General features: G+C 66.6%; 21 protein-coding genes and 1 tRNA gene. 10 read left to right on the top strand and 12 right to left on the bottom strand.

What is annotated here, in order from left to right; genetic code table 11:
- Positions 1 to 13 precede the first annotated feature (13 nt).
- The 4 genes from egtB to ABZX86_RS03275 all read left to right on the top strand — a co-directional run bounded on the left by egtB (position 14) and on the right by ABZX86_RS03275 (position 3649).
- On the top strand, positions 14 to 1354 hold the full coding sequence (gene egtB, locus ABZX86_RS03290; RefSeq protein ID WP_355119481.1) for an ergothioneine biosynthesis protein EgtB: 1341 nt from the start codon (positions 14 to 16) through the stop codon (positions 1352 to 1354).
- Entirely contained in the window at positions 1354 to 2193 is an 840-nt protein-coding gene (gene egtC / locus ABZX86_RS03285; RefSeq protein WP_355119479.1) for an ergothioneine biosynthesis protein EgtC, read from the top strand. Before egtB ends, egtC begins: the two co-directional genes overlap by 1 nt.
- Complete coding sequence (egtD, locus tag ABZX86_RS03280) at positions 2190 to 3161, top strand: L-histidine N(alpha)-methyltransferase (protein WP_355119477.1); 972 nt, start codon at positions 2190 to 2192, stop codon at positions 3159 to 3161. Before egtC ends, egtD begins: the two co-directional genes overlap by 4 nt.
- Before the next feature lie 98 nt (positions 3162 to 3259).
- Positions 3260 to 3649, top strand: a complete 390-nt coding sequence (locus ABZX86_RS03275) for a hypothetical protein (RefSeq protein ID WP_355119475.1) — start codon at positions 3260 to 3262, stop codon at positions 3647 to 3649.
- Positions 3650 to 3724: 75 nt separating this feature from the next.
- On the opposite strand, the gene ABZX86_RS03270 is transcribed toward ABZX86_RS03275, so the two are convergent.
- From ABZX86_RS03270 to ABZX86_RS03245, 6 genes are all read right to left on the bottom strand, one after another.
- Positions 3725 to 4357 (bottom strand): DUF2461 domain-containing protein, encoded by a 633-nt coding sequence (locus tag ABZX86_RS03270; RefSeq protein ID WP_355119473.1) that lies wholly within the window; start codon positions 4355 to 4357, stop codon positions 3725 to 3727.
- Between the two features lie 13 nt (positions 4358 to 4370).
- Positions 4371 to 5165 (bottom strand): DUF4190 domain-containing protein, encoded by a 795-nt coding sequence (locus ABZX86_RS03265; protein WP_355119471.1) that lies wholly within the window; start codon positions 5163 to 5165, stop codon positions 4371 to 4373.
- 96 nt (positions 5166 to 5261) lie between these two features.
- Entirely contained in the window at positions 5262 to 5579 is a 318-nt protein-coding gene (locus ABZX86_RS03260; protein WP_327142127.1) for a hypothetical protein, read from the bottom strand.
- A 163-nt stretch (positions 5580 to 5742) separates the two neighbouring features.
- Positions 5743 to 6723 carry a ribose-phosphate diphosphokinase gene (locus ABZX86_RS03255; protein ID WP_355119468.1) on the bottom strand — a complete coding sequence of 327 codons (981 nt, stop codon included), beginning with the start codon at positions 6721 to 6723 and terminating at the stop codon, positions 5743 to 5745.
- Positions 6720 to 8225, bottom strand: a complete 1506-nt coding sequence (gene glmU / locus ABZX86_RS03250; protein WP_355119466.1) for a bifunctional UDP-N-acetylglucosamine diphosphorylase/glucosamine-1-phosphate N-acetyltransferase GlmU — start codon at positions 8223 to 8225, stop codon at positions 6720 to 6722. The genes ABZX86_RS03255 and glmU overlap by 4 nt, the downstream gene beginning before the upstream one ends.
- 109 nt (positions 8226 to 8334) lie before the next feature.
- Positions 8335 to 8405: transfer RNA gene (locus ABZX86_RS03245), tRNA-Gln, on the bottom strand.
- A gap of 301 nt (positions 8406 to 8706) precedes the next feature.
- Between ABZX86_RS03245 and ABZX86_RS03240 the strand changes: the two genes are divergently transcribed.
- Complete coding sequence (locus ABZX86_RS03240; protein WP_327146729.1) at positions 8707 to 9321, top strand: TetR/AcrR family transcriptional regulator; 615 nt, start codon at positions 8707 to 8709, stop codon at positions 9319 to 9321.
- Between the two features lie 218 nt (positions 9322 to 9539).
- Positions 9540 to 10184 carry a TetR/AcrR family transcriptional regulator gene (locus ABZX86_RS03235; RefSeq protein ID WP_327142124.1) on the top strand — a complete coding sequence of 215 codons (645 nt, stop codon included), beginning with the start codon at positions 9540 to 9542 and terminating at the stop codon, positions 10182 to 10184.
- Between the two features lie 79 nt (positions 10185 to 10263).
- Here the strand turns inward: ABZX86_RS03235 and ABZX86_RS03230 are convergent, their stop codons facing one another.
- The gene (locus ABZX86_RS03230) at positions 10264 to 11304 is read right to left on the bottom strand and encodes a hypothetical protein (protein WP_355119464.1); all 1041 of its coding nucleotides are present in this window, start codon (positions 11302 to 11304) and stop codon (positions 10264 to 10266) included.
- A 100-nt stretch (positions 11305 to 11404) separates the two neighbouring features.
- The gene (locus tag ABZX86_RS03225; RefSeq protein ID WP_355119462.1) at positions 11405 to 11809 is read right to left on the bottom strand and encodes a DUF1801 domain-containing protein; all 405 of its coding nucleotides are present in this window, start codon (positions 11807 to 11809) and stop codon (positions 11405 to 11407) included.
- Between the two features lie 137 nt (positions 11810 to 11946).
- Between ABZX86_RS03225 and mfd the strand changes: the two genes are divergently transcribed.
- The 3 genes from mfd (at position 11947) to ABZX86_RS03210 (ending at position 17364) form a co-directional block, all read left to right on the top strand.
- Positions 11947 to 15561: a transcription-repair coupling factor gene (gene mfd / locus ABZX86_RS03220; RefSeq protein ID WP_355119460.1), complete on the top strand. Its 3615-nt coding sequence runs from the start codon at positions 11947 to 11949 to the stop codon at positions 15559 to 15561.
- Positions 15562 to 15878: 317 nt separating this feature from the next.
- Complete coding sequence (locus ABZX86_RS03215) at positions 15879 to 16547, top strand: MazG family protein (protein ID WP_355119848.1); 669 nt, start codon at positions 15879 to 15881, stop codon at positions 16545 to 16547.
- Between the two features lie 142 nt (positions 16548 to 16689).
- Positions 16690 to 17364, top strand: coding sequence for a sensor domain-containing protein (locus ABZX86_RS03210; RefSeq protein WP_355119846.1), 675 nt, complete (start codon positions 16690 to 16692; stop codon positions 17362 to 17364).
- Positions 17365 to 17375: 11 nt separating this feature from the next.
- On the opposite strand, the gene ABZX86_RS03205 is transcribed toward ABZX86_RS03210, so the two are convergent.
- From ABZX86_RS03205 to ABZX86_RS03195, 3 genes are all read right to left on the bottom strand, one after another.
- A complete protein-coding gene (locus ABZX86_RS03205) occupies positions 17376 to 18515 on the bottom strand; it encodes a Fic family protein (protein ID WP_355119458.1) in 1140 nt (379 codons plus the stop codon).
- 93 nt (positions 18516 to 18608) lie between these two features.
- The gene (locus ABZX86_RS03200; protein WP_297616081.1) at positions 18609 to 19184 is read right to left on the bottom strand and encodes a TerD family protein; all 576 of its coding nucleotides are present in this window, start codon (positions 19182 to 19184) and stop codon (positions 18609 to 18611) included.
- A gap of 148 nt (positions 19185 to 19332) precedes the next feature.
- Entirely contained in the window at positions 19333 to 19824 is a 492-nt protein-coding gene (locus tag ABZX86_RS03195; RefSeq protein ID WP_355119456.1) for a hypothetical protein, read from the bottom strand.
- 610 nt (positions 19825 to 20434) lie between these two features.
- Here ABZX86_RS03195 and ABZX86_RS03190 point away from each other — a divergent pair.
- The gene (locus ABZX86_RS03190) at positions 20435 to 21865 is read left to right on the top strand and encodes a stealth family protein (protein ID WP_355119844.1); all 1431 of its coding nucleotides are present in this window, start codon (positions 20435 to 20437) and stop codon (positions 21863 to 21865) included.
- Between the two features lie 128 nt (positions 21866 to 21993).
- Here ABZX86_RS03190 and ABZX86_RS03185 read toward each other — a convergent pair whose 3' ends face one another.
- Positions 21994 to 22941 (bottom strand): phosphodiesterase, encoded by a 948-nt coding sequence (locus tag ABZX86_RS03185; RefSeq protein WP_355119454.1) that lies wholly within the window; start codon positions 22939 to 22941, stop codon positions 21994 to 21996.
- Between the last annotated feature and the right edge of the window lie 115 nt (positions 22942 to 23056).

Raw genomic sequence — 23056 nt, 5'->3', positions numbered from 1 at the left:
TCGGAGTTCTCTCATGACTGTTCAGCTACCGGGTACTGACCGGGCCGAGACGGATCGGCTGCGGGAGCGGATCGCGCAGGTGCTGGAGCGGGCGCGGCGGCGCACCGCCGGGCTCACCGATTGCCTGGACGAGGCCGAGCTGGTGGCGCAGCATTCGCGGATCATGAGCCCGCTGGTGTGGGATCTCGCGCATATCGGCAATCAGGAAGAGCTCTGGCTGGTGCGGGATGTGGGCGGCCGCGAGGCCGTGCGCGCCGATATCGACGAGCTGTACGACGCGTTCAAACATGCGCGCGCCAATCGGCCCGCGCTGCCGCTGCTGAATCCGGCGCAGGCCAAGCAGTACGTCGGCCAGGTGCGGGGCAAGGTGTGGGATGTGCTGGAGCACAGCCCCTTACGCGGTGACGCGCTGGTGGCGGACGGATTCGCCTTCGGCATGATCGCGCAGCACGAGCAGCAGCACGACGAAACCATGCTCGCGACCCATCAGCTGCGGCAGGGCGAAGCGGTGCTGTCGGCGCCCGCCGCTCCGGTGGTGCGCACCCCCGTGCGCGGCGAAGTCGTCATTGCCGCAGGGGAATTCACCATGGGCACCGACGGCGATCCCTGGGCGCTGGACAATGAGCGCCCCGCGCACCCCGTCCACGTGCCCGGCTTCGCCATCGATACCGCTCCGGTCACCAATGAGCAGTACCTCGAATTCATGGCGGACGGCGGCTACGACCGCCCCGAGCTCTGGTCCGAAGCGGGCTGGGCGCACCGCCGTGAGGCAGGTCTGGTGTCCCCGCAATTCTGGGAGCGGGACGGCGGCGGCCGGTGGTGGCGAAGGGTTTTCGGCGTCATGCAGCCCGTGCGCCCGCATCAGCCGGTGGTGCACGTCTGCTGGTTCGAGGCCGAGGCCTACGCCAACTGGGCGGGCAAACGCCTGCCGACCGAGGCGGAATGGGAGAAGGCCGCCCGCTTCGATCCGGCCACCGGCCGCTCCCGCCGCTACCCGTGGGGTGATGCCGACCCCACCGCCGATACCGCGAATCTCGGTCAGCGGCACCTGGAACCGGCGGATGCGGGCGCATATCCCGCAGGTGTGTCACCGCAGGGTGTGCACCAGCTGATCGGCGATGTCTGGGAGTGGACCTCCTCCGGTTTCACGCCGTACCCGGGCTTCCAGCCGTTCCCCTATCGCGAGTACTCCGAGGTCTTCTTCGGCGGCGACTACCGAGTCCTGCGCGGCGGTTCCTTCGGCGCGGACGATGTCGCCTGCCGCGCCACCTTCCGCAATTGGGACCATCCCATTCGCCGCCAGATCTTCGCCGGCTTCCGCCTGGCCAGAGACCTCCGCCCGGAGGAACTCTGATGTGCCGCCACCTCGCCTACCTGGGCCCGCCGGTTCCCGTGGGAGACATCCTCACTCGGGGCCCGCACTCCCTCCGCACCCAGTCCTGGGCCCCGCGCGATATGCGCGGCGGCGGAACCATCAATGCCGACGGCTTCGGCGTCGCCTGGTGGATTCCAGCCCCGGCCGAGCAGCCGACGGTGTCGCGCTATCGCAATGCGGCCCCGATCTGGACCGATCCGGCCGTGGAGGAGGTGCTGCCGCAACTGCATTCATCGGCAGTGCTGGCCGCGGTCCGCTCGGCCACGGTCGGCCTACCGGTCGAGCAGGCGGCGTGCGCGCCGTTCACCCACGGCCGCTGGGCTTTCAGCCATAACGGGGCGATCCCGGACTGGCGCGATGCCCTCACCGCCGTTGCCGCCCAGTTCGATTCGCCCTCGCTGCTCGATGCCGAGTCGCTGACGGATTCGGCCCTGCTCTGGGTGATTCTGCGCAGCCTGCTGGAGAACAAAACGCCGCCGTCCGGCGCGGATATCGAGCCGGAAGTTGCGCTGACAGCGGCGATTCGGACGGTATTCGACCCGGAGATCGCGCTGACGGCGGTGGTTCGCGCGGTGTACGAACTGTCGCCGCGGGCGCGATTGAACCTCCTGCTGGGGGATGGCGAAACGGTGTGGGCCACCACGTGGCAGCACGCGCTGTCGGTGCTGGTGGCCGATGACTTCGCGGTGGTCGCCTCGGAGCCGTACGACGATGATCCGCGCTGGCAGTCGATCGCTGATCGGCACCTGGTGGTGGTGCGGCCCGGGCGGCTGACGGTGAAACCGCTGGATTTCGAAAATGGAAGGACTTCTCGATGACTTCGGCGACGCTGGAGATCCATTTGACCGACGACGATCTGACCGCGGGTTTGCGATCGGATGTGCGCCGCGGGCTGACGGCGGAACCGAAATGGTTGCCGCCCAAGTGGTTTTACGACGCGCGGGGCAGTGAACTCTTCGAGCAGATCACGCAGCTGCCCGAGTACTACCCCACGCGCACCGAGCGCGCGCTGCTGGAGCAGGTGGTGGGGGAGATCGCCAAGATCGCCCAGGCCGAGGTGCTGGTGGAGCTGGGCGCCGGATCGGCCGCCAAGACCCGGCTGCTGCTGGAGGCATTGACGGCGGAAGGCCCGCTGAAAACCTATGTGCCGCAGGATGTTTCGGTGGCTGCACTGAGCGCTTCGGCGAACGAGGTGGCCACCGAGTTCCCGGGGCTGAGCGTGCACGGGGTGGTCAGCGATTTCACCGCCACGCTGGACAATCTGCCGCGCGGCGGCCGCCGCATGATCGCCTTCCTCGGCGGCACCATCGGTAATCTGGTTCCGGCCGAACGCGCGCAGTTCCTGGCCGATGTGCACGATGTGCTGGAACCGGGTGAGCAGCTGCTGCTCGGCGCCGGTCTGGTCATCGATCCGGCGGTGCTGGTGCCCGCCTACGACGATGCCGCCGGAGTCACCGCGGAATTCAATCGCAATGTGCTGCATGTGCTCAACGCCCGCCTCGGCGCGAATTTCGTCCCGGAGAAGTTCGCGCACGTCGCGCTCTGGGATGCCGAGAACGAGTGGATCGAAATGCGCCTGGAGGCCACCGAGGCCATGTCCGTCACCATCGCGGACCTGGAGCTGTCGGTGGATTTCGCGGCCGGTGAGCAATTGCGCACCGAGATCTCCGCGAAGTTCCGGCGTGATGGCCTCGAGAACGAGCTCGCCGCAGCGGGTTTCGCGACCGAGCGCAGGTGGACCGACCCGCAGGAGCGCTTCGCCCTCTGGCTGGCCGAACGCCGATAACAGCGATGTCCGGTACCGCGATAATCAGACCGTGATGTCGCCGTAAACAGTCAATTCCGGCAATAGCGGCAGTATTCGCGTCATAGGATCAGAAAACAGTGAAGCCGTGGGAAATTTTCGGCCTCGTCCTTGGCGTCGCGGCCTTCTGTATCGTGCTGCCGCCATTGCTGGGCTGGAGCCGGGACCGTCTGTGGTTTCTGGGCGGCCTGCTCCTGCTGACCGGGGCGGTGGCGCTGCTGTTCCTGCCGCTGCCGCACCCCGCCGGCAGTGTGGACTGCGGCACCGTGATCAGCCCGCGCCACGAATGGAACGGTTCCCAGCTCTGCTTCGAACCCGGTTGCATCGCACCCGATTTCCATGTGCACTGCGACCGCAATACCACCGCGCGCCTGGAGACCATCGGCGTGGTCGCGGCCGCCGCCCTGGTGACTCTGGCGCTGAGCAGCCGCACGCTGCGACGGCCGCTCCGCAGATCGGCTCCGGACTGACAGCCGCTCGGCTCCGGACCGGCAGGCGCTCAAACCCCGGAACCGGCAGGCGCTCGGCTCCGGATCGGCAGACGCTCAACCGGTTACGGCGGCGATCCACTCCGCGGCGGGCCGCAGCTCCTCCCACGCCTTGCGGATTTCGACGGCCGCGCGCGGCTTCTCCAGCCACGCCGGCGCGCCGAAATCCTTACTGAGGGTGAGAGATTTGTGCCGCAGCAGTTCGATGCGCGGATGGTCGGCCGGATACCCCTTGGGCCGTGTGACCAGCCGGTCGCCGCCCAGGGTGTACCCGGCGGCGGTCAGTCCGGCCAGCAGGTTTTCCAGCTCGACGCCGCGCACCTCGTTGTCGATGGCGGTGCGCAACTGGGCGAGTTGCGCGGGCGTCGGCCCGTAGAGCCCCACGGCGATGAACAGTCCGGCCGCGCCGATCTGCACATAGAACCCCGCACCGGCCGAGGTGTGCACCACCGCACCCTGATGATTCTTGTACGGGGTCTTGTCCTTCGAGAACCTGACATCCCGATACGGCCGGAACATCTTGGCCGGCCCGAAGTCCGGTTCCAGCTCGGACATCAAGGCCTGCATGGGATCTCGGACCGACGTCTCCCAGACCTGCTTGTGCGCGGTCCAGAACGCCTTGGAGTTGTCGGCCTCGAGATCTTCGTAGAAGTCGAGGCCGGTCAGGGGGAATCCGGTGAACTGTGGCACTGCTGTTGCGCTCCTACGTCGATGAATTGCCGACGGCCACGACCATGATGAGGACGTAGAGGAGGTAGAGCACGATCACGCCGACGCCGACCCAGATGGCCGCCAGCGCCATACCGCGTCCCTGCTGCCCGGACTGCTTGATCTGGTTCAGCGCCACCACACCCAGGATGATCCCGATGATCGAGCCGATACCGCAGGTGACGAATCCGACCAGCGAGGTGATGAGCCCGCCGATGGCCAGACCGTTGGTGCTCGTCGGCGGCGCGTATCCCATCGGTGGATATCCGGGCTGTCCATAGGGCTGGCCGTACGGCTGCTGCGCATAGGGCTGCTGGCCATAGGGCTGCTGCTGACCGTACTGCTGCTGCGGATAGGGCTGCTGGCCGTAAGGCGGCTGCCCGCCGGGGTATCCGCCCTGGTCACCGGCCGGATAACCACCCTGCGGCTGCCCGCCCATCGGCGGATAGTTGTGCACCCCACCCGCCGGGTAGGCCTCCCCCTGTGGATAGGCCTGCGCGGAACCCTGTGGATAAGCCTGCGCGGGCGGATACTGCAGCGGCGGCACGTCCGAACCCGCTGTGCCCGGGTAGTACTGGGTGATCGGCGGCGCATCCTGCGCCGGCGTGCCGGGGTTGTATCGGGTGGTCGCGGCATCCTGTCCCCAGGCGCCCGCGTTGTACTCGGTCGCCGCCGGATCCTGCGGCTGCTCGGCTGCCGCGGCGTCCTGTCCGGAAGTGCCCTCGGGCTTCTTCTTGAACATGTCGCCCGGGTCGGCGCCGGCGTGCGGTTCGTTCGGCGGCGTGCTCATGTCGCGCCCTTCTCGGTGGGTGGTGTCGGACCGTCCCCATGGGTATCACAATGGCGGGCCGATGCGTAAACACGCACCGGTCCGCGGCGGAACGTGTCAGTCGCGGGGTTCGTCGACGATTTCCATGGCGGCGACTTCGGCGGGCCGGTCGTCCTCCGCCTTGTATTCATCGCGCTGCCGGCGGCGGGTCCACTCCTGGTCGAGCTCTTCTCCTATACCCAGGCGCCCGGTGTCGTCGTTCTCGCGGTTGCGGATGATGAGGTCTTCCGGTGGGTCGGCAATGGCCCGCTCATATTCGCGGACCTCGTCGGCCTGATCGTCGTCGCCCATGTCGTAGTCGAGATCCTCGACGTCATCGGTGTCGAGCACCTCGTCGATGAGCTGGTCTTCATCATCGTTGCGCCGGTCGTCCATACGGAACCACACCTCTCCGCGCTACAGCGCACCTTTAGCAAACCCGCGTGACTTCGAGTCAACGCTACCGCTGTGCTCGGGAGGGAGCACCCATTGCGCCACCCATATATACGAACGCGCCCTTCCCGAATCGGAAGGGGCGCGCTGCGCAAGTGCCGAGGTGCTACGCGTTGCCGTTGAAAAGGCCGGTGACCGAACCGTTTTCGAAGACCTCGCGAATGGTCTGCGCCAGCAGCGGCGCGATCGACAGCACGGTCAGCGACGGGAACTTCTTGGCCTCGTCGATGGGCAGCGTATTGGTGACCACAACTTCCTTGGCACCGCAGTTCGCCAGCCGCTCGGCGGCCGGGGCGCTGAGGATGCCGTGGGTGGCGGCGATGACCACATCGCCCGCGCCCGCCTCCTTGAGCACCTTGACGGCGCCGGCGATGGTGCCACCGGTGTCGATCATGTCGTCGATCAGGATGCAGGTGCGTCCCTCGACGTCACCGACCACACGATTGGCCACAACCTGGTTGGCCACCAGCGGATCTCGCGTCTTGTGGATGAACGCCAGCGGCGCGTCCTGCAGCGAGTTGGCCCACTTCTCGGCGACCTTCACACGACCGGCATCCGGGGAGACCACGGCGATATTGTCGAGCGCGTAGTTGTTGCGAATGTGCTCGGCCAGCTGCACCTGCGCGTGCATGTGATCGACCGGGCCGTCGAAGAAGCCCTGGATCTGATCGGTGTGCAGGTCGACGGTGATGATGCGATCGACACCCGCGGTCTTGAGCAGATCCGCGATCAGGCGAGCCGAGATGGGCTCACGACCGCGGTGCTTCTTGTCCTGGCGGGCGTACGGGTAGAAGGGCAGCACCGAGGTGATGCGCTTGGCCGAACCGCGCTTGAGCGCGTCGATCATGATGAGGTGCTCCATGACCCACTGGTTCAGCGGGGCCGGGAAGCTCTGCAGCACGAAGGCATCGGAGCCGCGGACCGATTCCTCGAACCGGACGAAGGTCTCGCCGTTCGCGAAGTCGCGCGCGGTCTGCGGGGTCACATGGACATTGAGTTCCTTGGCCACCGCCTCGGCGAGCTCGGGATGAGCGCGTCCCGAGAACAGCATCAGGTTCTTGTGGTTTTCGGTAGAGAACGCGGTCACGGACGTTCGCCATCCTTTTGCTCGTCGGATATCTCATCGGCCTCCAGGGCCGCTTTCTCACTTGCCGCGATGGCAGCCTCGGCCGCCAGGGCGGCATCGGTACCGGGGCGATTGCGCTGCACCCAGCCCTCGAGATTTCGTTGCGCTCCGCCCGACACCGCAAGCGCACCTGGCGGAACGTTTCTGCGCAGTACAGTACCTGCTGCCGTATATACCCCGTCACCCACGGTGAGCGGGGCGACGAACATGGTGTCGCTGCCCGTGCGCACATGCGAGCCGACTACGGTGTGGTGCTTCTTCACGCCGTCGTAGTTGACGAAAACGCTCGACGCGCCAATATTGCTGTGCTCGCCGATGGTGGCGTCACCCACATAGGTGAGGTGCGGGACCTTGGAGTGCGCGCCGATATTCGCGTTCTTGGTCTCGACGAACGCTCCGAGCTTGCCGGAGTCGCCGACCACGGTGCCCGGGCGCAGATAGCTGAACGGTCCGATGGTGGAGCCGGGTCCGATGGTGGCCCGCTCGCCGTGCGTGCGCACCACGTGGGCGCCGTCGCCGACCACCACATCGGTGAGTGTGCAGTCCGGGCCGACCTCGGCGTCCTCGCCGATCACGGTGTCGCCCAACAGTTGTACGCCCGGCCGGATGATCGCGTCGCGGCCGATGCGCACCTCGCCGTCGATCCAGGTGGTGCCCGGATCCATGATGGTGACCCCGGCGCGCATATGCCGCTCCAGGATGTAGCGATTGAGCGTGGCGGCCGCACCGGCCAGCTGCACCCGATCGTTGACGCCGGTGACCTTGGCGGAATCGACCAGGCGCGCGCCGTGCACCGGATGCCCGGCCTCGCGGGCCAGCTTCAGCACATCGGTGAGGTACAGCTCGTGCTGGGCGTTCGCAGTGGTCAACTGGGAGATCATGATTCGCAGCACGGTCGCGTCGAAGACGTACACACCGGAGTTGACCTCGGTGATGGCGGCCTGCAGCGGCGTCGCGTCGGCGTGCTCGACGATCTCGAGCACGTGATTGTGCGTATCGCGGATGATGCGGCCGTAGCCGTTCGGATCATCGGGCTCGAAGGTCAGCACCGTGACCGCGGATCGCTCCGGATAGCTGCGGTGCTCGTCGAGCAGTGCGGAGACCGTATGCCCGTCCAGCAGAGGCACATCCGCGGAGGTGACCAAGAGGTCACCGTCGAAATCTTCCGGCACGGCGGTGAGTGCGCACTGCACCGCGTGCCCGGTGCCGAGCTGTTCCTCCTGGACCGCCAGGGTGATGTCCCGGCCGAGGTCGGCGGCGACCTTGCCGACGGCCGCACCGACCTGTTCGCGGTCGTGGCCAACCACCGTGATGAGGAACGCGGGGTCGATCTCGTTCGCCGCATGCAACGCGTGAGCGAGCATGCTGCGGCCGGCAAGTGGGTGCAACACCTTGGGGGTCTTGGACCGCATTCGGGTTCCGGCTCCGGCGGCGAGAACGACGACGGCGGTCTGCTGTGGCATGGATCTCCCTCGGCTGCGCGTCATCGTGCTGAGTTCTTTGGTTGCGCTGGGCCACAGTTGTGCTGCGTCAGCGATGTGCGGGGCCAACCATAGTGACCCCGTTCGCGAGCTCCGCCGCCAGGACTCGAACCTGAACTAACTGAACCAAAATCAGTGGTGCTGCCATTACACTACGGCGGATTGCAACCCGGCGGACCGTACGGTACGCCGCTCTGCTGGTTATGGCATGCGCGTGTAGATACTCGCACATGGGGTGGCCATTCCGCGATTTTTGCAAGTGAATGCCGGAACTTGATGTTGCACCTCTCCATTTCACATTGGCGGATGCCGTGAACCGGACGTGATCGAACCTCGTGTGTCGGCGGGGCGCTCGAGCACAGTGGGTCTCCGGTCTGAAAGAGTTACAGGACGGTTGTACGGCATACAGGGGAAGGCGGGATCGATGACTTCGGGTGATGGCAGCCGGGTGTCGCGTCCGCGTATGACGGGAACCCAACGGCGGCAGCAGCTCATCGAGATCGGGCGGACCCTGTTCGCGGAGCGCGGGTACGACGCCACCTCGGTGGAGGAGATCGCGCAGCGGGCGCAGGTCTCGAAACCTGTGGTGTACGAACACTTCGGCGGCAAGGAGGGTTTGTACGCCGTTGTCGTCGACCGGGAGATGTCCGCACTGCTGGAGATGATCACCGCATCGCTCGCGCAGAACCGTTCGCGGGTGCGTCTCGAGCAGGTGGCGCTGGCGTTGCTCACCTATATGGAGGAGCGCACGGACGGGTTCCGCATCCTGATGCGTGATCAACCGGTCTCCGCGGCGGTGGGTACCTACTCCAGTCTGCTGAACGAGGCGGTGAATCAGGTGGCGCACATACTCGCCGGGGATTTCGAGCGCCGTGGGTTCGATACGAGTTTGGCGACGCTGTACGCACAAGCGCTGGTGGGCATGGTCGCGACGGCGGCCACCTGGTGGCTGGACGAGCGTCAGCCGTCCAAGGAAGTGGTCGCTGCGCACCTGGTGAATCTGTGCTGGAACGGCCTCACACATCTGGAGGCGGAACCCAAGCTGGCGTCGGAATGGCCCAGCGGCAAAGGAGTCTGAGACCTAACGGTCTGAAATATTGGTCGTATAGGGGTGGAACTGGACAGTTAACTAGCGAATTGCGAAGGAGGACGGGTTGAATGCTCGAATCGACTGGCATCCGGCAGCCGGGTGGTACGGTTCACCCATCCTTCGAGTGGTGTTCGAACTGTGATGTCGGTCAACTTCGGGATGTCGGTCTACTTCAGGAATGGCTGGTTTGATGACAGGCGGATCTGATGGCTAGGCAAGCGCGTGCGGAGATCACTCGCGATTCCGTGCTCGCGGGCGCTGCCGATGTCTTTCTGCGACTTGGCTATGCGAACGCGAGCCTGAGCGAGATCATCGCGCAGTCGAATGTAACCAAGGGCGCCTTGTACTTTCACTTCGGCTCGAAGGAAGAGCTGGCGCGCGCGGTGGTCGATCAGGGCAATGAGCGACTGATCAGCGCCTGCCAGGGCTTCTTCGATCCGCGGGTGCCCGCGCTGGAGGCGTGCATCGGAATCACCTATGTGGTGGCCGATCTGACCATGAACGACGCCATGGTCGGTGCGATGCTCAAGCTGACCCACCAGATCGGCGACTATCGCGGGGCGGGCGGCGACAATATCGCCAAGACCTGGGGCGAGACACATCGTCTGCTCGCCGAACGTGCTATCGCACAGGGTGATCTGGAGCCGGAACTGGATCCGGAGACCATCGGCCTACTGCTGCAGGAGATGACGACCGGCGTCCATATGGTCGCGGTCAGCACCGAGTCCATCGACCAGATGGCCACCCGCATGGAACGCGCCTGGTACTTCCTGCTCCCGTCCATCGTTCCGGACGAAAAGGTCGCCTACTTCCGCGAATTCGCGGCTCGCCGCCTGCGCCGCTACGTGTAGCGATCGCGGGTGGCGGCTGGGCGCCGGCAGTCTCGAGGGCGCCAATCCGCCAGGGGCAGAGGCGGATCGGAGGTGTCGGCTATTTGATCCCGGCGGTCCACTTCGCCAGCGCCTTGGTGTAGAGCAGGTTCGCCTCGCTGTCGACGTAGTCGTTGACATTGGCGTTGTACTCGAACGTCCAGGCCTTGCCGCCGGAGCGGGCGACGTACTCGAGCCCCTTGGCCTGACCGCCGCCCGGCGTGGTCGCGACGACCTTGTAGCCGAGGATCTCGTCACCGACCACGGGCAGTCCGGCGATCGGGGTGTAGGTGATGCGGGTGCCGTCGTAGATCACCGTCGGGCACCTGTCGTAGGTGGACATCTCCGCCGCGAAATCCGAGGTCGCCTTCGCGAGCGAATCCGCTTCCGCCACGGTCTTCACCGAGGGGCCGCCGTGCGGGCCGGTGCGGGCGAAGACGGTCTTCACCTTCGCCAGCGCCTTCTCCGCGGACGGGGTCACGTATTGCCGCAGCGCCGCAGTGCATTCCGGCGTTTCGCCGGAGACCTTGTCGGCATCGGTGATGCCGTCGTCGTCGGTCTCCTTATCGGTGGCCTCCTGCCAGGAGACCGGCACATCGGAGTCGGCCAGCACGAGCGGCATGAGGTCGGCCGCGGTCGGCCCCGCGGGAAGCGCGACGGTGGTCGTGGGTGCGACCGTGGTCACGGGCGGCGCCAGGGGGACGTTCGCCGGTGTGGTGGCCGGGCTGGCCCGGGTCTTCTCGCCGTCGGCGCTGCTCGCCACGATCGCGACCACCGCGCCCAGCGCGAGCACCACGACAAGTACGGCCAGCCCCACCAGCTTCCACCGGTCCCGGCCCGTCGGCGGCGGGGGAAACTGCTGCCCCCGCTGCCCGAACTGCCGCAGAAACTGCTGCTGCGACACGGGCTGCTGCGCCGCGGGTTGCTGCTGCGGATACGAAAGCCCGCGGCCGGGCCCGTAACCCTGTGGCGCGTAACCCAGTTGGCCCTCCGGCTGCTGCCCCGCATAGGGCTGCTGCCCGGCGTAGCTCGGCTGCCCGTAGGGCTGTCCGGACGCGGGCTGATACCCGTTGGGCGAAAAGGTCGGCGGCTGTGTACTCAAAACATCCCCTAGACCCGGGGCCGGTTCGGAGCACACGGATCGGCTCCCCGGAACCCGTACCCGTGGGGACCATTGTTACCACGGCAAACTCGCGCCGTCGCTATGGTTGCGAGCCCTCGCGCTGCAGTTTTCGCCAGCCGCCCGCGCGATTGTCGGCGACGATCTGCCGGAACATGGCGAGAAGCGCTGGTGCGTTGAGGGTTTCGCCCTCGTGCACCGCGATCATCCGTGCGGTCTTGTTGTCGTGGCCGCCGGTGATGATGCCCTCGGGATCGGGCACCATCGCGCCGTCGTAGAGGAAGATGTCGACGGCCTGCTTGGTGCCGAGCAGTGCGCAGATGTTTCCGTCGAGCACGAAGTACGGCCGCACCCGCCGCTTGACGGTTTCGGTGACGTCCGGATCCGCCTCGTGCACGAGGTCGCGCACCTGACGGCAGACAGCCTGCTGCCATGGCGGCAGGGTCTCGATGTACGCATCCACTCGCGGATCAGCCACAAAGGACATGAGGACATCGAAGCACGAGGAAGGGTGATCGTGGCGGGATCACGGCGGAATGGCTGTCCATGCGCTGGGCTGTCGGCACGGGCCATTAGACTCGATGAGCTGTCCGAACCGCTGATCTGCGCCCAGGAGTCCGCCTCATGTCGAGCCAACGTCCACCTCTAGCGGGACTGGCCGCGGTGGCCGGTGCCGATACAGCTCTACAGCAGGTCGAGAAGCTGATCGGGCGGGATTCGGCCATGCTGGTGGCGCCCTCGGCGGTCCGCCCGTTCGTCGCCGCGACCATTGCCGGGCAGCGCCCGCTGGTGGTGGTTACGGCCACCGGTCGCGAGGCCGATGATCTGGCCGCCGAACTCACCGAGATGCTGGGCCCGGGTGTGGCGCTGTTCCCGTCCTGGGAGACGCTGCCGCACGAGCGGCTCTCGCCCGGCGCGGATACGGTCGGCAAGCGCATGCAGGTGCTGCGGCGGCTGGCGCATCCGGAGGATCCGGTCTACGGGGAGCCGCTGCGAGTGGTGGTGACCACGGTGCGCTCGCTCATGCAGCCGATGGCGCGCGGTCTCGGCGATATCGAGCCGATCGTGCTGCGCGCCGGCGCCGAGTTCGACTTCGAGGAACTGCTCGAGCGGCTGGTGGAATTCGCCTACGAGCGGGTCGATATGGTCGGCAAGCGCGGTGAGTTCGCGGTGCGCGGCGGCATTCTCGACCTCTTCCCGCCCACCGCGGATCATCCCGTGCGCGTGGAGTTCTGGGGCGATGAGGTGAGCGAGCTGCGCGCCTTCTCGGTCGCCGATCAGCGCTCGATCAACGAGGTGCCGATCGAACTGGCGGTGGCCCAGCCCTGCCGCGAACTGCTGCTCACCCCGGCGCTGCGTGCGCGGGCGGTGGAGGTGGCCGAGGAGAATCCGGCCGACGCCTCACTGCTGGAAATGCTGGCCAAGCTCGCCGAGGGCATTCCGGTGGACGGTATGGAGGCGCTGCTGCCGGTCCTGCAGCCGGGTTCGCTGCAGCTGCTCACCGAGCTGCTGCCCGCGGGATCGCATGTGCTGCTGTGTGATCCGGAGAAGGTCCGCACCCGCGCCGCCGATCTGGTGCGCACCGGCGAGGAGTTCCTGGAGGCGTCCTGGACGGCGGCCTCCTTCGGTGGCGCCGCGCCGCTGGGCGCGCACGGCCTCGATCTCGCGGCCTCGGGCTATCGCGGTCTGGATGTGGTGCACGCCGATGCCCGCAAACGCGGCCTGCCCTGGTGGACGCTGAGCCCGCTGGTCGCCGACCATCCGGACGAGATCGTGCTGCCGGTGCTGTCCGCCCCGTCCGCCCGCGGCTCCGAGGAACTGGTCGCCACCATCTTCGCGTCGCTGCGCGCACATGTCACCACAGGTGGCCGCGCGGTCATCGTGGTCGCGGGACACGGTACGGCGCAACGCATTCTGGAACGTCTCGCCGATGCCGAGGTGCCCGCCGCCACCCTGGAATCGGGTGCCGAACCGGTGCGCGGGCTGGTCGGCGTGCTCTGCGGGTCACTGCACGACGGCATCGTCTTCGACGACGCGAAACTGGTGGTGATCGCCGAATCCGATCTCACGGGAAATCGCGTCACTGCCGGCGACGGCAAGAAGATGGCGGCCCGCCGCCGCAATCAGGTCGATCCGCTGGCGCTGCGCGCCGGTGACATGGTCGTGCACGATCAGCACGGCATCGGCCGGTTCGTGGAGATGATCGAGCGCACCATCGGCGGCGCCCGACGCGAGTACCTGGTCATCGAATACGCGCCCAGTAAGCGCGGGCAGCCCGGTGACCGGCTCTTCGTACCTATGGATTCGCTCGATCAGCTCTCCCGCTACGTGGGCGGCGAGTTGCCGAGTCTGTCCAAGCTCGGCGGTTCCGACTGGCAGAACACCAAGCGCAAGGCGCGCAAGGCCGTTCGCGAGATTGCCACCGAGCTGGTGCAGCTCTATGCCGCCCGGCAGGCCGCGCCCGGTCACGCCTTCGGCCCGGACACACCGTGGCAGGTGGAGATGGAGGATGCCTTCGCCTTCACCGAGACCATCGATCAGCTCACCGCCATTGCCGAGGTGAAATCGGATATGGAGAAGGCGGTCCCGATGGACCGCGTCATCTGTGGCGATGTCGGCTACGGCAAGACCGAGATCGCGGTGCGCGCCGCATTCAAGGCGGTGCAGGACGGTAAGCAGGTCGCGGTGCTGGTGCCGACAACGCTGCTGGCACAACAGCATCTGCAGACCTTCACCGAGCGGCTCGCCGGCTTCCCGGTCACCGTGAAGGGTCTGTCCCGCTTCACCGATCCGGGCGAATCGCGGGAAACCATGGAGGGCATGACCACCGGCGAGGTGGATATCGTCATCGGCACGCACCGGCTGCTGCAGACCGGCATTCGCTGGAAAGACCTGGGCCTCACCATTATCGACGAGGAGCAGCGCTTCGGCGTCGAGCACAAGGAGCACATCAAGGCGCTGCGCACGCACGTGGACATGCTCACCATGTCCGCCACCCCGATCCCGCGCACCCTGGAGATGAGCCTGGCCGGCATTCGTGAGATGTCGACCATTCTCACGCCGCCGGAGGAGCGGCATCCGGTGCTCACCTATGTCGGTTCGTACAACGACAAGCAGGTCGCCGCCGCCATTCGCCGCGAACTGCTGCGCGACGGCCAGGTGTTCTACGTGCACAACCGGGTGTCCTCGATCGAGAAGTCCGCCAAGCGGATTCGCGATCTGGTGCCGGAGGCGCGGGTCGCCATCGCGCACGGCCAGATGAACGAGGACGTGCTCGAGAAGACCGTGCAGGGCTTCTGGGAGCGCGAATACGATGTGCTGGTCTCCACCACCATTATCGAAACCGGCCTCGATATCTCGAACGCCAATACGCTGATCGTGGAACGCGCTGACGCCCTGGGCCTTTCGCAGCTGCACCAGCTGCGTGGCCGCGTCGGCCGCAGTCGCGAGCGCGGGTACGCCTACTTCCTGTACCCGCCGGAGAAGCCGCTCACCGAGACGGCCTACGACCGCCTGGCCACCATTTCGCAGAACTCGGATCTGGGTGCGGGTATGGCGGTGGCCATGAAGGACCTGGAGATTCGCGGTGCGGGCAATGTGCTCGGCGCGGAACAGTCCGGACATGTCGCCGGTGTCGGCTTCGACCTGTACGTGCGCCTGGTCGGCGAGGCGGTGGAGGCCTACCGCGCCGCCGCCGACGGCCGGCCCATCACCGTGGACGAGGAGGTGCGCGAGGTCCGCATCGATCTCCCGGTGGATGCGCACATTCCGCCGGACTACATCGCCTCCGATCGCCTCCGGCTGGAGGGTTACCGCAAACTGGCTGCCGCCCAGGATGATTCGGGTCTGGCCGCGGTGGTCGAGGAGCTGGTCGACCGGTACGGCCCGCTGCCCGTGGAGGTGCTGCGACTGGTGTCGGTCGCCAAGCTGCGCCTGCTGGCGCGCGAGTACAAGATCGCCGAAATCGCAGTCACCGGAACCACACTCAAGGTGGCGCCGCTGCAACTGCCCGATTCGAAGCAGTTGCGCCTCAAGCGTTTGTACCCGAACGCCACCTACCGCCCCGCCACCGGCATCGTCCAGCTGCCGCTGCCGCGCGTGGAGGACAGCGTCGGCGCGGCCCGCGTCCGAGATATCGAAGTGCTGCAGTTCGTCGCCGATCTACTCCTGGCCCTCGACGGAAAAGCCCCCGGCGCAGTGGATGTGCGGCCTGCACCACAGGCGGCCGCCGCCCGATGAGCGGGCCCCACATCAGCGCGCACGGCCCGGCCTCGGGCGGGACCGGGGTCCATGGCGTGGCAGATCCGGAGCGCGGCGTAGCTCCGGCCGCGGGCGAGCGGGATGCCATCGCCGACACCGGGCGCTCGGCCGAAGTGGTGGGTACTACTGCGCGCTCGGCCGAGGTGGCGGGCGGTGCCGGGCGCGATGTGGTGGTCGATGCCGCGCACACGACCGAGGTGGCGGGCGGTGCCGGGCGCGATGTGGCGGCCGATGCCGCGCACACGACCGAGGTGGCGGGCGGTGCCGGGCGCGATGTGGTGGCCGATACCGCGCGCATGACCGAGGCGCTGGGCGAGGCCGTGGATGTGATGGATCGGCTGTGGAATTTCGGCGGCTGGGAGGTCACCCAGACGCATGATTCGCTGCGCCCGTATCTGCTCGAGGAGACCTACGAGCTGCTCGACGCCATCCAGGCCGGTGACGGGGAAACCATTCGGGAGGAACTCGGCGATCTGCTGCTGCAGGTGCTCTTCCACTCCCGGATCGCCGAGGCCGCAGGCGAATTCACCGTCGCCGAGGTGGCCGCCGCCCTGGTCGCCAAGCTGACGCACCGCAGCCCGCACCTGATCGACAACGGCATCGACCCCGCCGCCGCGCTCGCCGACAAGATCGCCGCCCAGGAAGCCGCCTGGGAGGAGCGCAAGACCGCCGAGAAGTCCCGCCGCTCCTGCCTGGACGGCATCGCCATGGCACAGCCCGCCCTGGCCCTGGCCGAGAAGGTGCGCTCCCGCAGCGCCAAGGCCGGACTCCCCGATGAGCTGATCCCCGAAGACCTGCGCGTCATCCACCTCGGCGGCGCCGACAGTGCCGAGGAGCGCCTCCGCAAAGCCACGCTCGCCTTCGCCGCCGCCATCCGAACCGCCGAGGACACAGCCGAATCCGAGCGCGGCGAACGTCGCGCGCTCGCGCCGGGGGAGTGGCTGCGGTACTGGCCCGGCAGCTGACCGACAGGCCCGTGACACGTTCGTCGTGACCCGATCGCAGCACCGACGCCGGGCGGTACCCCGCCTCTGCCCGTTATGCTTCTGCTGTTTCGGGTTCAGAGGAGGACCAATGCGGGGGCGAACTATCGCCATATGCTTGACCGTGCTTTTCGCGGTCGCGGGCTGTGGCCGGGTGGTCAGCGGTGTGCCCGCGCCGGATCCGGTGGTGGCCAAGATGCCGCGGCTGACACCCGACAAGATCTCCGATGTGCTGCTGACCACCGATGAGGTCGGCAAGATCGTCGCCTCCACCACCCTCACGCAGAAGTTCGAGAACACGGTGCCGACCGCCCCGAACTTCACCTACGCGCCGACCCAGTGCGCACCCATGATGTACACCGCCGATTCCGATACCTACGGCGACAAGTGGAACGGCTTCCGCCTGCGTTCGCTGCAGGAGGCGGGCGACAACTATCAGCACGCCATCTACGAGACGGTGGCCACCTTCAAGAACTTCCTCGTCGCCGAATCCCTCGTGCACCAGTACCAGGGCGTGCTCGCCCAGTGCAAGGACCAGGACGTCACCAACACCCCCAAAGACGCCACCAAGGACAAAGCCAGCGTCCTGCACGTCAATGCGGTGACCCACAACAGCGACCCCACCGCAGTCTCCGCCGACTGGACCGTCTCCTCCACGGGGAGCACCTGGGTCTGCTCCGACACCATGCGCACCCAGGGCAACGCCATCATCGAAGTCTCCAGCTGCGCCTACGCCGACGCCCGCACCTCAGCCGTCATCACTGACCGCATAGCCGCCAAAATCCGCCAACTGAACTGAATCAGCCGCACTCAGGGTTCGAGGAGTTCCGCGCGCAGGCGCGGATACGGGTCGACGATGGTTCGCGGGACATCCTCGCGCAGATGCATTTTGAGGTCGAGCAGCTGGTCGCCGGCGACGTAGTGCCGGGCGCGGGTTTCACCGCGCGCGGACAGTAGCCCGATATCGGTGAGCGCCTTGAGGTCTCGGGACGCTGTCCGTTCGTCGATACCGGCGCGGGTCAGATAGCCGTGCCGCCGGATCCGGAATCCGATCAGGGCGTCGTAGAGGATATCGGTGGCCCGGTCCGGAAGTCGCTGTGCCGCAACCAGATCATCCAGGCGTGACCAGGCCCGCGCCGTGCGGCGCAGGCGTCCCTCGACGGTTTGGGCTTGGATGTCGTGAGCGCGCAGGTTGAACTTCATCCACAGCCGGGCATCCCGGCGCGGGCTCCAGGTTCCCGCGCCGGTGCGGGCCAGCACCCGGTAATAGTCGTCGGTGTTCACTCCGAGCCACTCTTCGATGCTGCAGAAGGTCGGCTCCGCAAGACCTCCGCGCGATACCGTGAGCGTCTGCAGGGCGCGAGCCATTCGACCGTTGCCGTCACGGAACGGATGAATCATGACCAGATTCAGATGTGCCATCGCTCCGGCGACAATGGGATCGGCATCCGAGGCCAGCGCTGCCACGAGTTCCGCCATCAATGCCGGAATCATCGCCGACCCCGGGCCCTCGTACACGGTGTCGCCGCTGTGGTCGTCGCGCACGTAGATCGGACCGGTGCGGTACTGACCCGGGTTCTTGGTCAACTCGTGCCCGAGCATCATGAAATGCAGTGCCTTGAGCGTTGATTCGTCGATCGTCGCGGCGTCCTGGGCCATCGTCAGGACGTAGCCGAGGGCCTGTCGATAACCTCGAATCTCGGCAAAGGTCCGTTCGTCGGCGGTGAGCGCTTCTTCGTAGTCCACGGCCGCGGCGGCATCGTCGGTCTCGACCACATAGCCCTCTATGCTGTTCGACCCTCGAATGGCTCTGGCCATGAGATTGCGTCGCAACAGCCCCGGCCAGCGCTTGGGGACGCGCATTTCGGACGCGATGGCATCGCGGCGGCGGTAGATGCCGGCCAGCACCGCGGTGTCGGTGTCGTCGAGCTCGGGCGTGGAGTAGAGCACGCGCGTCCTCCTGTCCTGATGTCTTCAATCTTAGGACATATTCCTGCGGAGTGTCTCTAAACTGAGGACATCAGGACATGAGGTGATTGCGTCCTACACGTTGACGCCGTAGTCGCGGGCGATGCCGGCGAGGCCGGAGGCGTAGCCCTGGCCGATGGCGCGGAATTTCCATTCGGCGCCGTTGCGGTAGAGCTCGCCGAAGACCATGGCGGTTTCGGTGGAGGCGTCCTCGGTGAGGTCGAAGCGGGCCAGCTCGGCGCTGGTGACCGCGTCCACCACGCGAATGTAGGCATTGCGCACCTGTCCGAAGGACTGGCGGCGGATGTCTGCCTCGTGAATCGATACCGGGAAGAAGATATTGGTGATCGTCGGGGGCATGGCTGCCAGATCGACATTGATCACCTCGTCATCACCGTCGCCGGCGCCGGTGAGGTTGTCACCGGTGTGCTCGATGGTGCCTTCCGGCGAACGCAGGTTGTTGTAGAACACGAAGTGCGCATCCGACAGCACCCGCTGGTTCGGCCCCGTGGCCATGGCGCTCGCATCCAGGTCGTAGTCCGCACCCGTGGTGGTCCGGACATCCCAACCGAGGCATACGGCGACCTTGGTCAAGTTCGGGGCCTGCTTGGACAGCGATACATTTCCGCCCTTGGCCAGACTGACGCTCACATCTCTCCTTCCCCGCGGTGCATTCACACCGCATCCCTTCCCGATTATGGTCGAAGTCCAGACCTGCTGCGGGCATTCATTTCGGCGGCGGGCGGCACCCACCGAAACAGTGTCTGAAATGTCCGAATACGTCGCGCGGGGACAGCGCTCAGTTACGTTCGGCCGCCATCGATTTCAGCGTCGCGACCCGCTTCTCCAGATACCGCAATTCGGTGGGGTCGAGCACATTGCGCTGGATCCCGGACAGCACCGCGAATGCCGACTGCCGATGATCATCGATCACCTCGACCTCGATCGATACCGCCGTGTAATCGTCCGCACCGGGCATGGGGTCGGCCAGAATCTGCGCGCGACCCCGGGCGCACAGCGCCACATTGCCGCCGCCGAGGATCAGCAGCGCCACATCGGGCCGCTCCCGCAGCCGCGCCAGCGAGCCGCGATCCGATTTGAGACTGAGCAGAATCCGCCGATCTCCGGCACGCACCGGCCACGAGACCGGGATGGCGTGCGGGGCGGGATCTGTGGTCACCAACACCGCGATGGTGTCCAGCGGCCACTCCGGCAGTACGCTCAGTTCGGGGTGTTCCGTCTCCGGGCCTTCCGTCGAGGGCTCCTGACGTTCCCGCGCTTCGGCTACCATCTGCGTCACCTCACGATCGGGTACCAACACAGCGGGCTGGACTGTGTTGCCCGCAAGTGTATGCCGTTGCCCCCCTGGTGCGCTGGCGTCCGTCGCGGGCGTTCGGAGCGCCCGGCTCGTGATGCTCGTCGGTTACAGGTGTGAAAACACCTTTGGACCTGCGAGGTAATGGATTGACGAGAAGCGATAACGGTTGCATCATTCGTTACAGTCCCCCGTTCATTCGGGGTCATGCGAGTAACCGGCCAATGTACGCCCGGTGAAGTCCGTCCGCCCCTCGGCGTCGACGAACGCAGCAGCATCGAAAAACATGACGCACAGGCGTCAAACATGACGCTCAGGCGTCCCGGCGAGCGAGTGAGGTGAGTGCGTATGGGGTTCCGGCCGTACCCGAGACGACCGTGGAGCATCCCGCGCATTCTGCTGTCCGCCCCGTTCTTCTGAATGCGCCCAACAGTTTTCGCGGCACGCGCCCATACCTGCAGCTCAGGTCGGCAGCGCGCCGCGTAGACGCGTTGGGTCGCCGTGTGTGAAGTCAGTGTGAGGTGCGAGCACGAAGAGAGCGGAGACGGTGATGGTGGATTTCGGGTCGGCGCAGCAGCAGTCGGACATGGTGGCAACGGTGGGAGGCGCGACGGTGGCCAATCTCGTGGCGTCCCATGCGGTGATAGCTGACCTGCGCTATCTGCGTGGGGAACTGACAGTGGCGGAAGTCCCGTACCTGCTGGTGCGTGACTCCGATCACCGTCTGGTTCTGGCGGTCGACACCCAGCATCGGGCGGCGCTGCGGCGCGTGCTCGGCGCCGCCATGGTGTCCGGATTCAAATTCAATGAGAAGCAGCACAATGTCTTCCGGCTCGGCCGGGACCTGGACACCGCCCATCACGTGGATGTCGAACTGTGGGAGTACCACGGCGACACCGTGGAGTGCCCGCGTCCGAATGCCTTGACCCGCAATGTCTTCGACCTCGCCGACGTGGAGTTCTCCACCGTGCTGCTGTACGACACCAGCTGGCCGACGCTGGAGGGCATGTTCACCCCGCACTCCACCGATGTCGGCTTCGATATCGATATCGTCTTCTCCTGGGTGGACGGCACCGATCCCGAATTCCGTGCTCGCCGTGCGGGAATGCTGGCACAGGTGGTGGTCGGCGAGGGCGACGAGGCCGATGCCCGCATCCGCCAGATCGACGAACTGCGCTACGCGCTGCGCTCGGTGCACAAGAACGCGCCGTGGATCAGACGCATCTTCATCGCCACCGATTCCAGAGTGCCGGAGTGGCTGGCCGACGATCCGCAGGTGACCGTTGTGCGGGCGATCGACCACTTCGCCGATGCGAGCGGTTTGCCGGTGTTCAATTCGCATGCGGTGGAAAGCCAGCTGCAGCACATCGAAGGGCTCTCGGAGCACTTCCTGTACTCCAATGACGACATGTTCTTCGCACGTCCGGTGCGGCCGTCCATGTTCTTCACCCCGGCCGGGATCAGCCGCTATATCGAGGCGGGCACCCGAATCGGCCCGGGCGCCAACAATGAACGCCGCAGCGGCTTCGAGAACGCCGCCCGAATGAACCGGCAATTGCTGACCAGGCGCTTCGGGCACATCATCACCCGGCATCTGGAGCACACCCCGGTTCCGCTGCGCCGCAGTGTGCTTCATGAGATGGAGCAGGCTTTCCCGGAGGATTTCGCCCGCACCCGCACCAGCCGCTTCCGCGCGGCCACCGATATCTCGGTGACCAATTCGCTCTACCACTACTACGCGCTGCTCACCGGGCGCGCCGTCGCGCAGGAGGCGGCGAAGGTCCGCTACGTGGACACCACCATGTACACCGGCCTCGCACTGCTCGACGGTTTGGCCAAGCGCCGCAATGTGGACTTCTTCTGCCTCAATGACGGCAGTTTCCCGGAGGTCCCGGAGGCGGAGCGGGTGCGCGCGGTATCGGAGTTCCTGGACACCTACTTCCCCGAAGCCGCGCCCTGGGAGAAGCCCGAAACGGTCGCCGACACCATCGCCGCATTCGAATCAGGCGCTGCCTGAACCGATTTCCAGGTCCACGGCGGCTGGGCGGGCCGCGCTATCGGTGGCCCGGCTCGTCATCATCGGGCGGCCACGTCAGCGGGTGGTCCGCCCCGTCATCCCGGCGTGCTTTCGGCCGGGATCCACCGTCAGAGCACCCCGTCGGACTCCGTGGCGCTGTCCCGCCGCCGCATGACGTGCGGGATGCGGGCGGCTTCCGGAATCACGATCCCGGCTTCGGCGAGTCGCTCGGCCGCCTGCTCCGGGGTCGCCGGTTCGCCGACCGTCGGTCCCGCACCCAGCGGCACCACCGAATGCACCACGGTGTCCGGATAGACGTGCACATAGTTGAAGGCCTGCGCCCCGTCCCGGCCCCGCTGCCCGCCCTGCTGCACCGCCAGATCCTGGCTGTAGCAGGTGGCCGACGCCACCGACACCGGAATCCCGGCGAAGGTCGCACTGGTCGAGAAGTGCAGGTGCCCAGCCAGAATGGTGCGCACATCGGTGCCGTCCAGCACATCGGCGAGGCGGCGCTGATCACGCAGCTCCACCGTCACCGCCAGATCCATCACACAGGGGATGGGCGGGTGGTGCATGGCCAGGATGGTGCCGAAGGGCGCCGGCTCGGCCAGCACATCGCGCAGCCACTGCAGCTGCGCGTCGGTGATCTCGCCGTAGTGGTGGCCGGGCACGGTGGTGTCGAGGGCGATGATGCGCAGCCCGTCGAACATGTGCACAGCGTCCAGCGGTGCGGCAGAACCCTTTTCATCGAGCAGTTCTTCGCGCAGTACGGCCCGGCTGTCGTGATTGCCGGCCACCCAGATCAGGGGTGCGCCGATGCGCGCGGCCCAGGGTTCGGCCAGTGCGCGCAGCTTGCGATAGGCGCCTGCCTCACCCTGATCGGTGAGGTCGCCGGTGAAGACGATGGCGGTGGGGGTGATGCGGCTGGCCTCGGCCTCGTCGAGGAGCTGGCGTAGCCGTGCTTCCGCGTCGACGTCCCCGTAGAGATCGGCGTCGGCGGCGATCAGATGGGTGTCACTGAAGTGGAACAGAACATGGTCCGCCCTCGGGTGCTCAGCGACTCTCGCGATGTACACGGACATCCTCCCCGGATGGTGTGTGCCCTCAGCTTGCTGATTCCGTCCGCCAGAATAGCGAAGCCTTTTAGTTCAGAGTGCCCACGGTCAATGACGGCATGCTTGCGGGGAGGTG

It is taken from the genome of Nocardia sp. NPDC006630 (assembly GCF_040611495.1).
GTDB lineage: Bacteria > Actinomycetota > Actinomycetes > Mycobacteriales > Mycobacteriaceae > Nocardia.
Note: the sequence above shows the minus strand (reverse complement) of the source record. Positions and strands in the feature narration are given on the sequence as shown.

Bases quoted from the DNA above. Each gene is read 5' to 3' on its own strand.
- glmU (WP_355119466.1), bottom strand. From the start codon at position 8,225: ATGCCACAGCAGACCGCCGTCGTCGTTCTCGCCGCCGGAGCCGGAACC.
- egtB (WP_355119481.1), top strand. From the start codon at position 14: ATGACTGTTCAGCTACCGGGTACTGACCGGGCCGAGACGGATCGGCTG.
- egtC (WP_355119479.1), top strand. From the start codon at position 1,354: ATGTGCCGCCACCTCGCCTACCTGGGCCCGCCGGTTCCCGTGGGAGAC.
- egtD (WP_355119477.1), top strand. From the start codon at position 2,190: ATGACTTCGGCGACGCTGGAGATCCATTTGACCGACGACGATCTGACC.
- ABZX86_RS03190 (WP_355119844.1), top strand. From the start codon at position 20,435: ATGGTGGCAACGGTGGGAGGCGCGACGGTGGCCAATCTCGTGGCGTCC.
- ABZX86_RS03225 (WP_355119462.1), bottom strand. From the start codon at position 11,809: ATGTCCTTTGTGGCTGATCCGCGAGTGGATGCGTACATCGAGACCCTG.
- ABZX86_RS03265 (WP_355119471.1), bottom strand. From the start codon at position 5,165: ATGAGCACGCCGCCGAACGAACCGCACGCCGGCGCCGACCCGGGCGAC.
- ABZX86_RS03235 (WP_327142124.1), top strand. From the start codon at position 9,540: ATGGCTAGGCAAGCGCGTGCGGAGATCACTCGCGATTCCGTGCTCGCG.
- ABZX86_RS03195 (WP_355119456.1), bottom strand. From the start codon at position 19,824: ATGGTAGCCGAAGCGCGGGAACGTCAGGAGCCCTCGACGGAAGGCCCG.
- ABZX86_RS03240 (WP_327146729.1), top strand. From the start codon at position 8,707: ATGACGGGAACCCAACGGCGGCAGCAGCTCATCGAGATCGGGCGGACC.
- mfd (WP_355119460.1), top strand. From the start codon at position 11,947: ATGTCGAGCCAACGTCCACCTCTAGCGGGACTGGCCGCGGTGGCCGGT.
- ABZX86_RS03215 (WP_355119848.1), top strand. From the start codon at position 15,879: ATGACCGAGGCGCTGGGCGAGGCCGTGGATGTGATGGATCGGCTGTGG.
- ABZX86_RS03260 (WP_327142127.1), bottom strand. From the start codon at position 5,579: ATGGACGACCGGCGCAACGATGATGAAGACCAGCTCATCGACGAGGTG.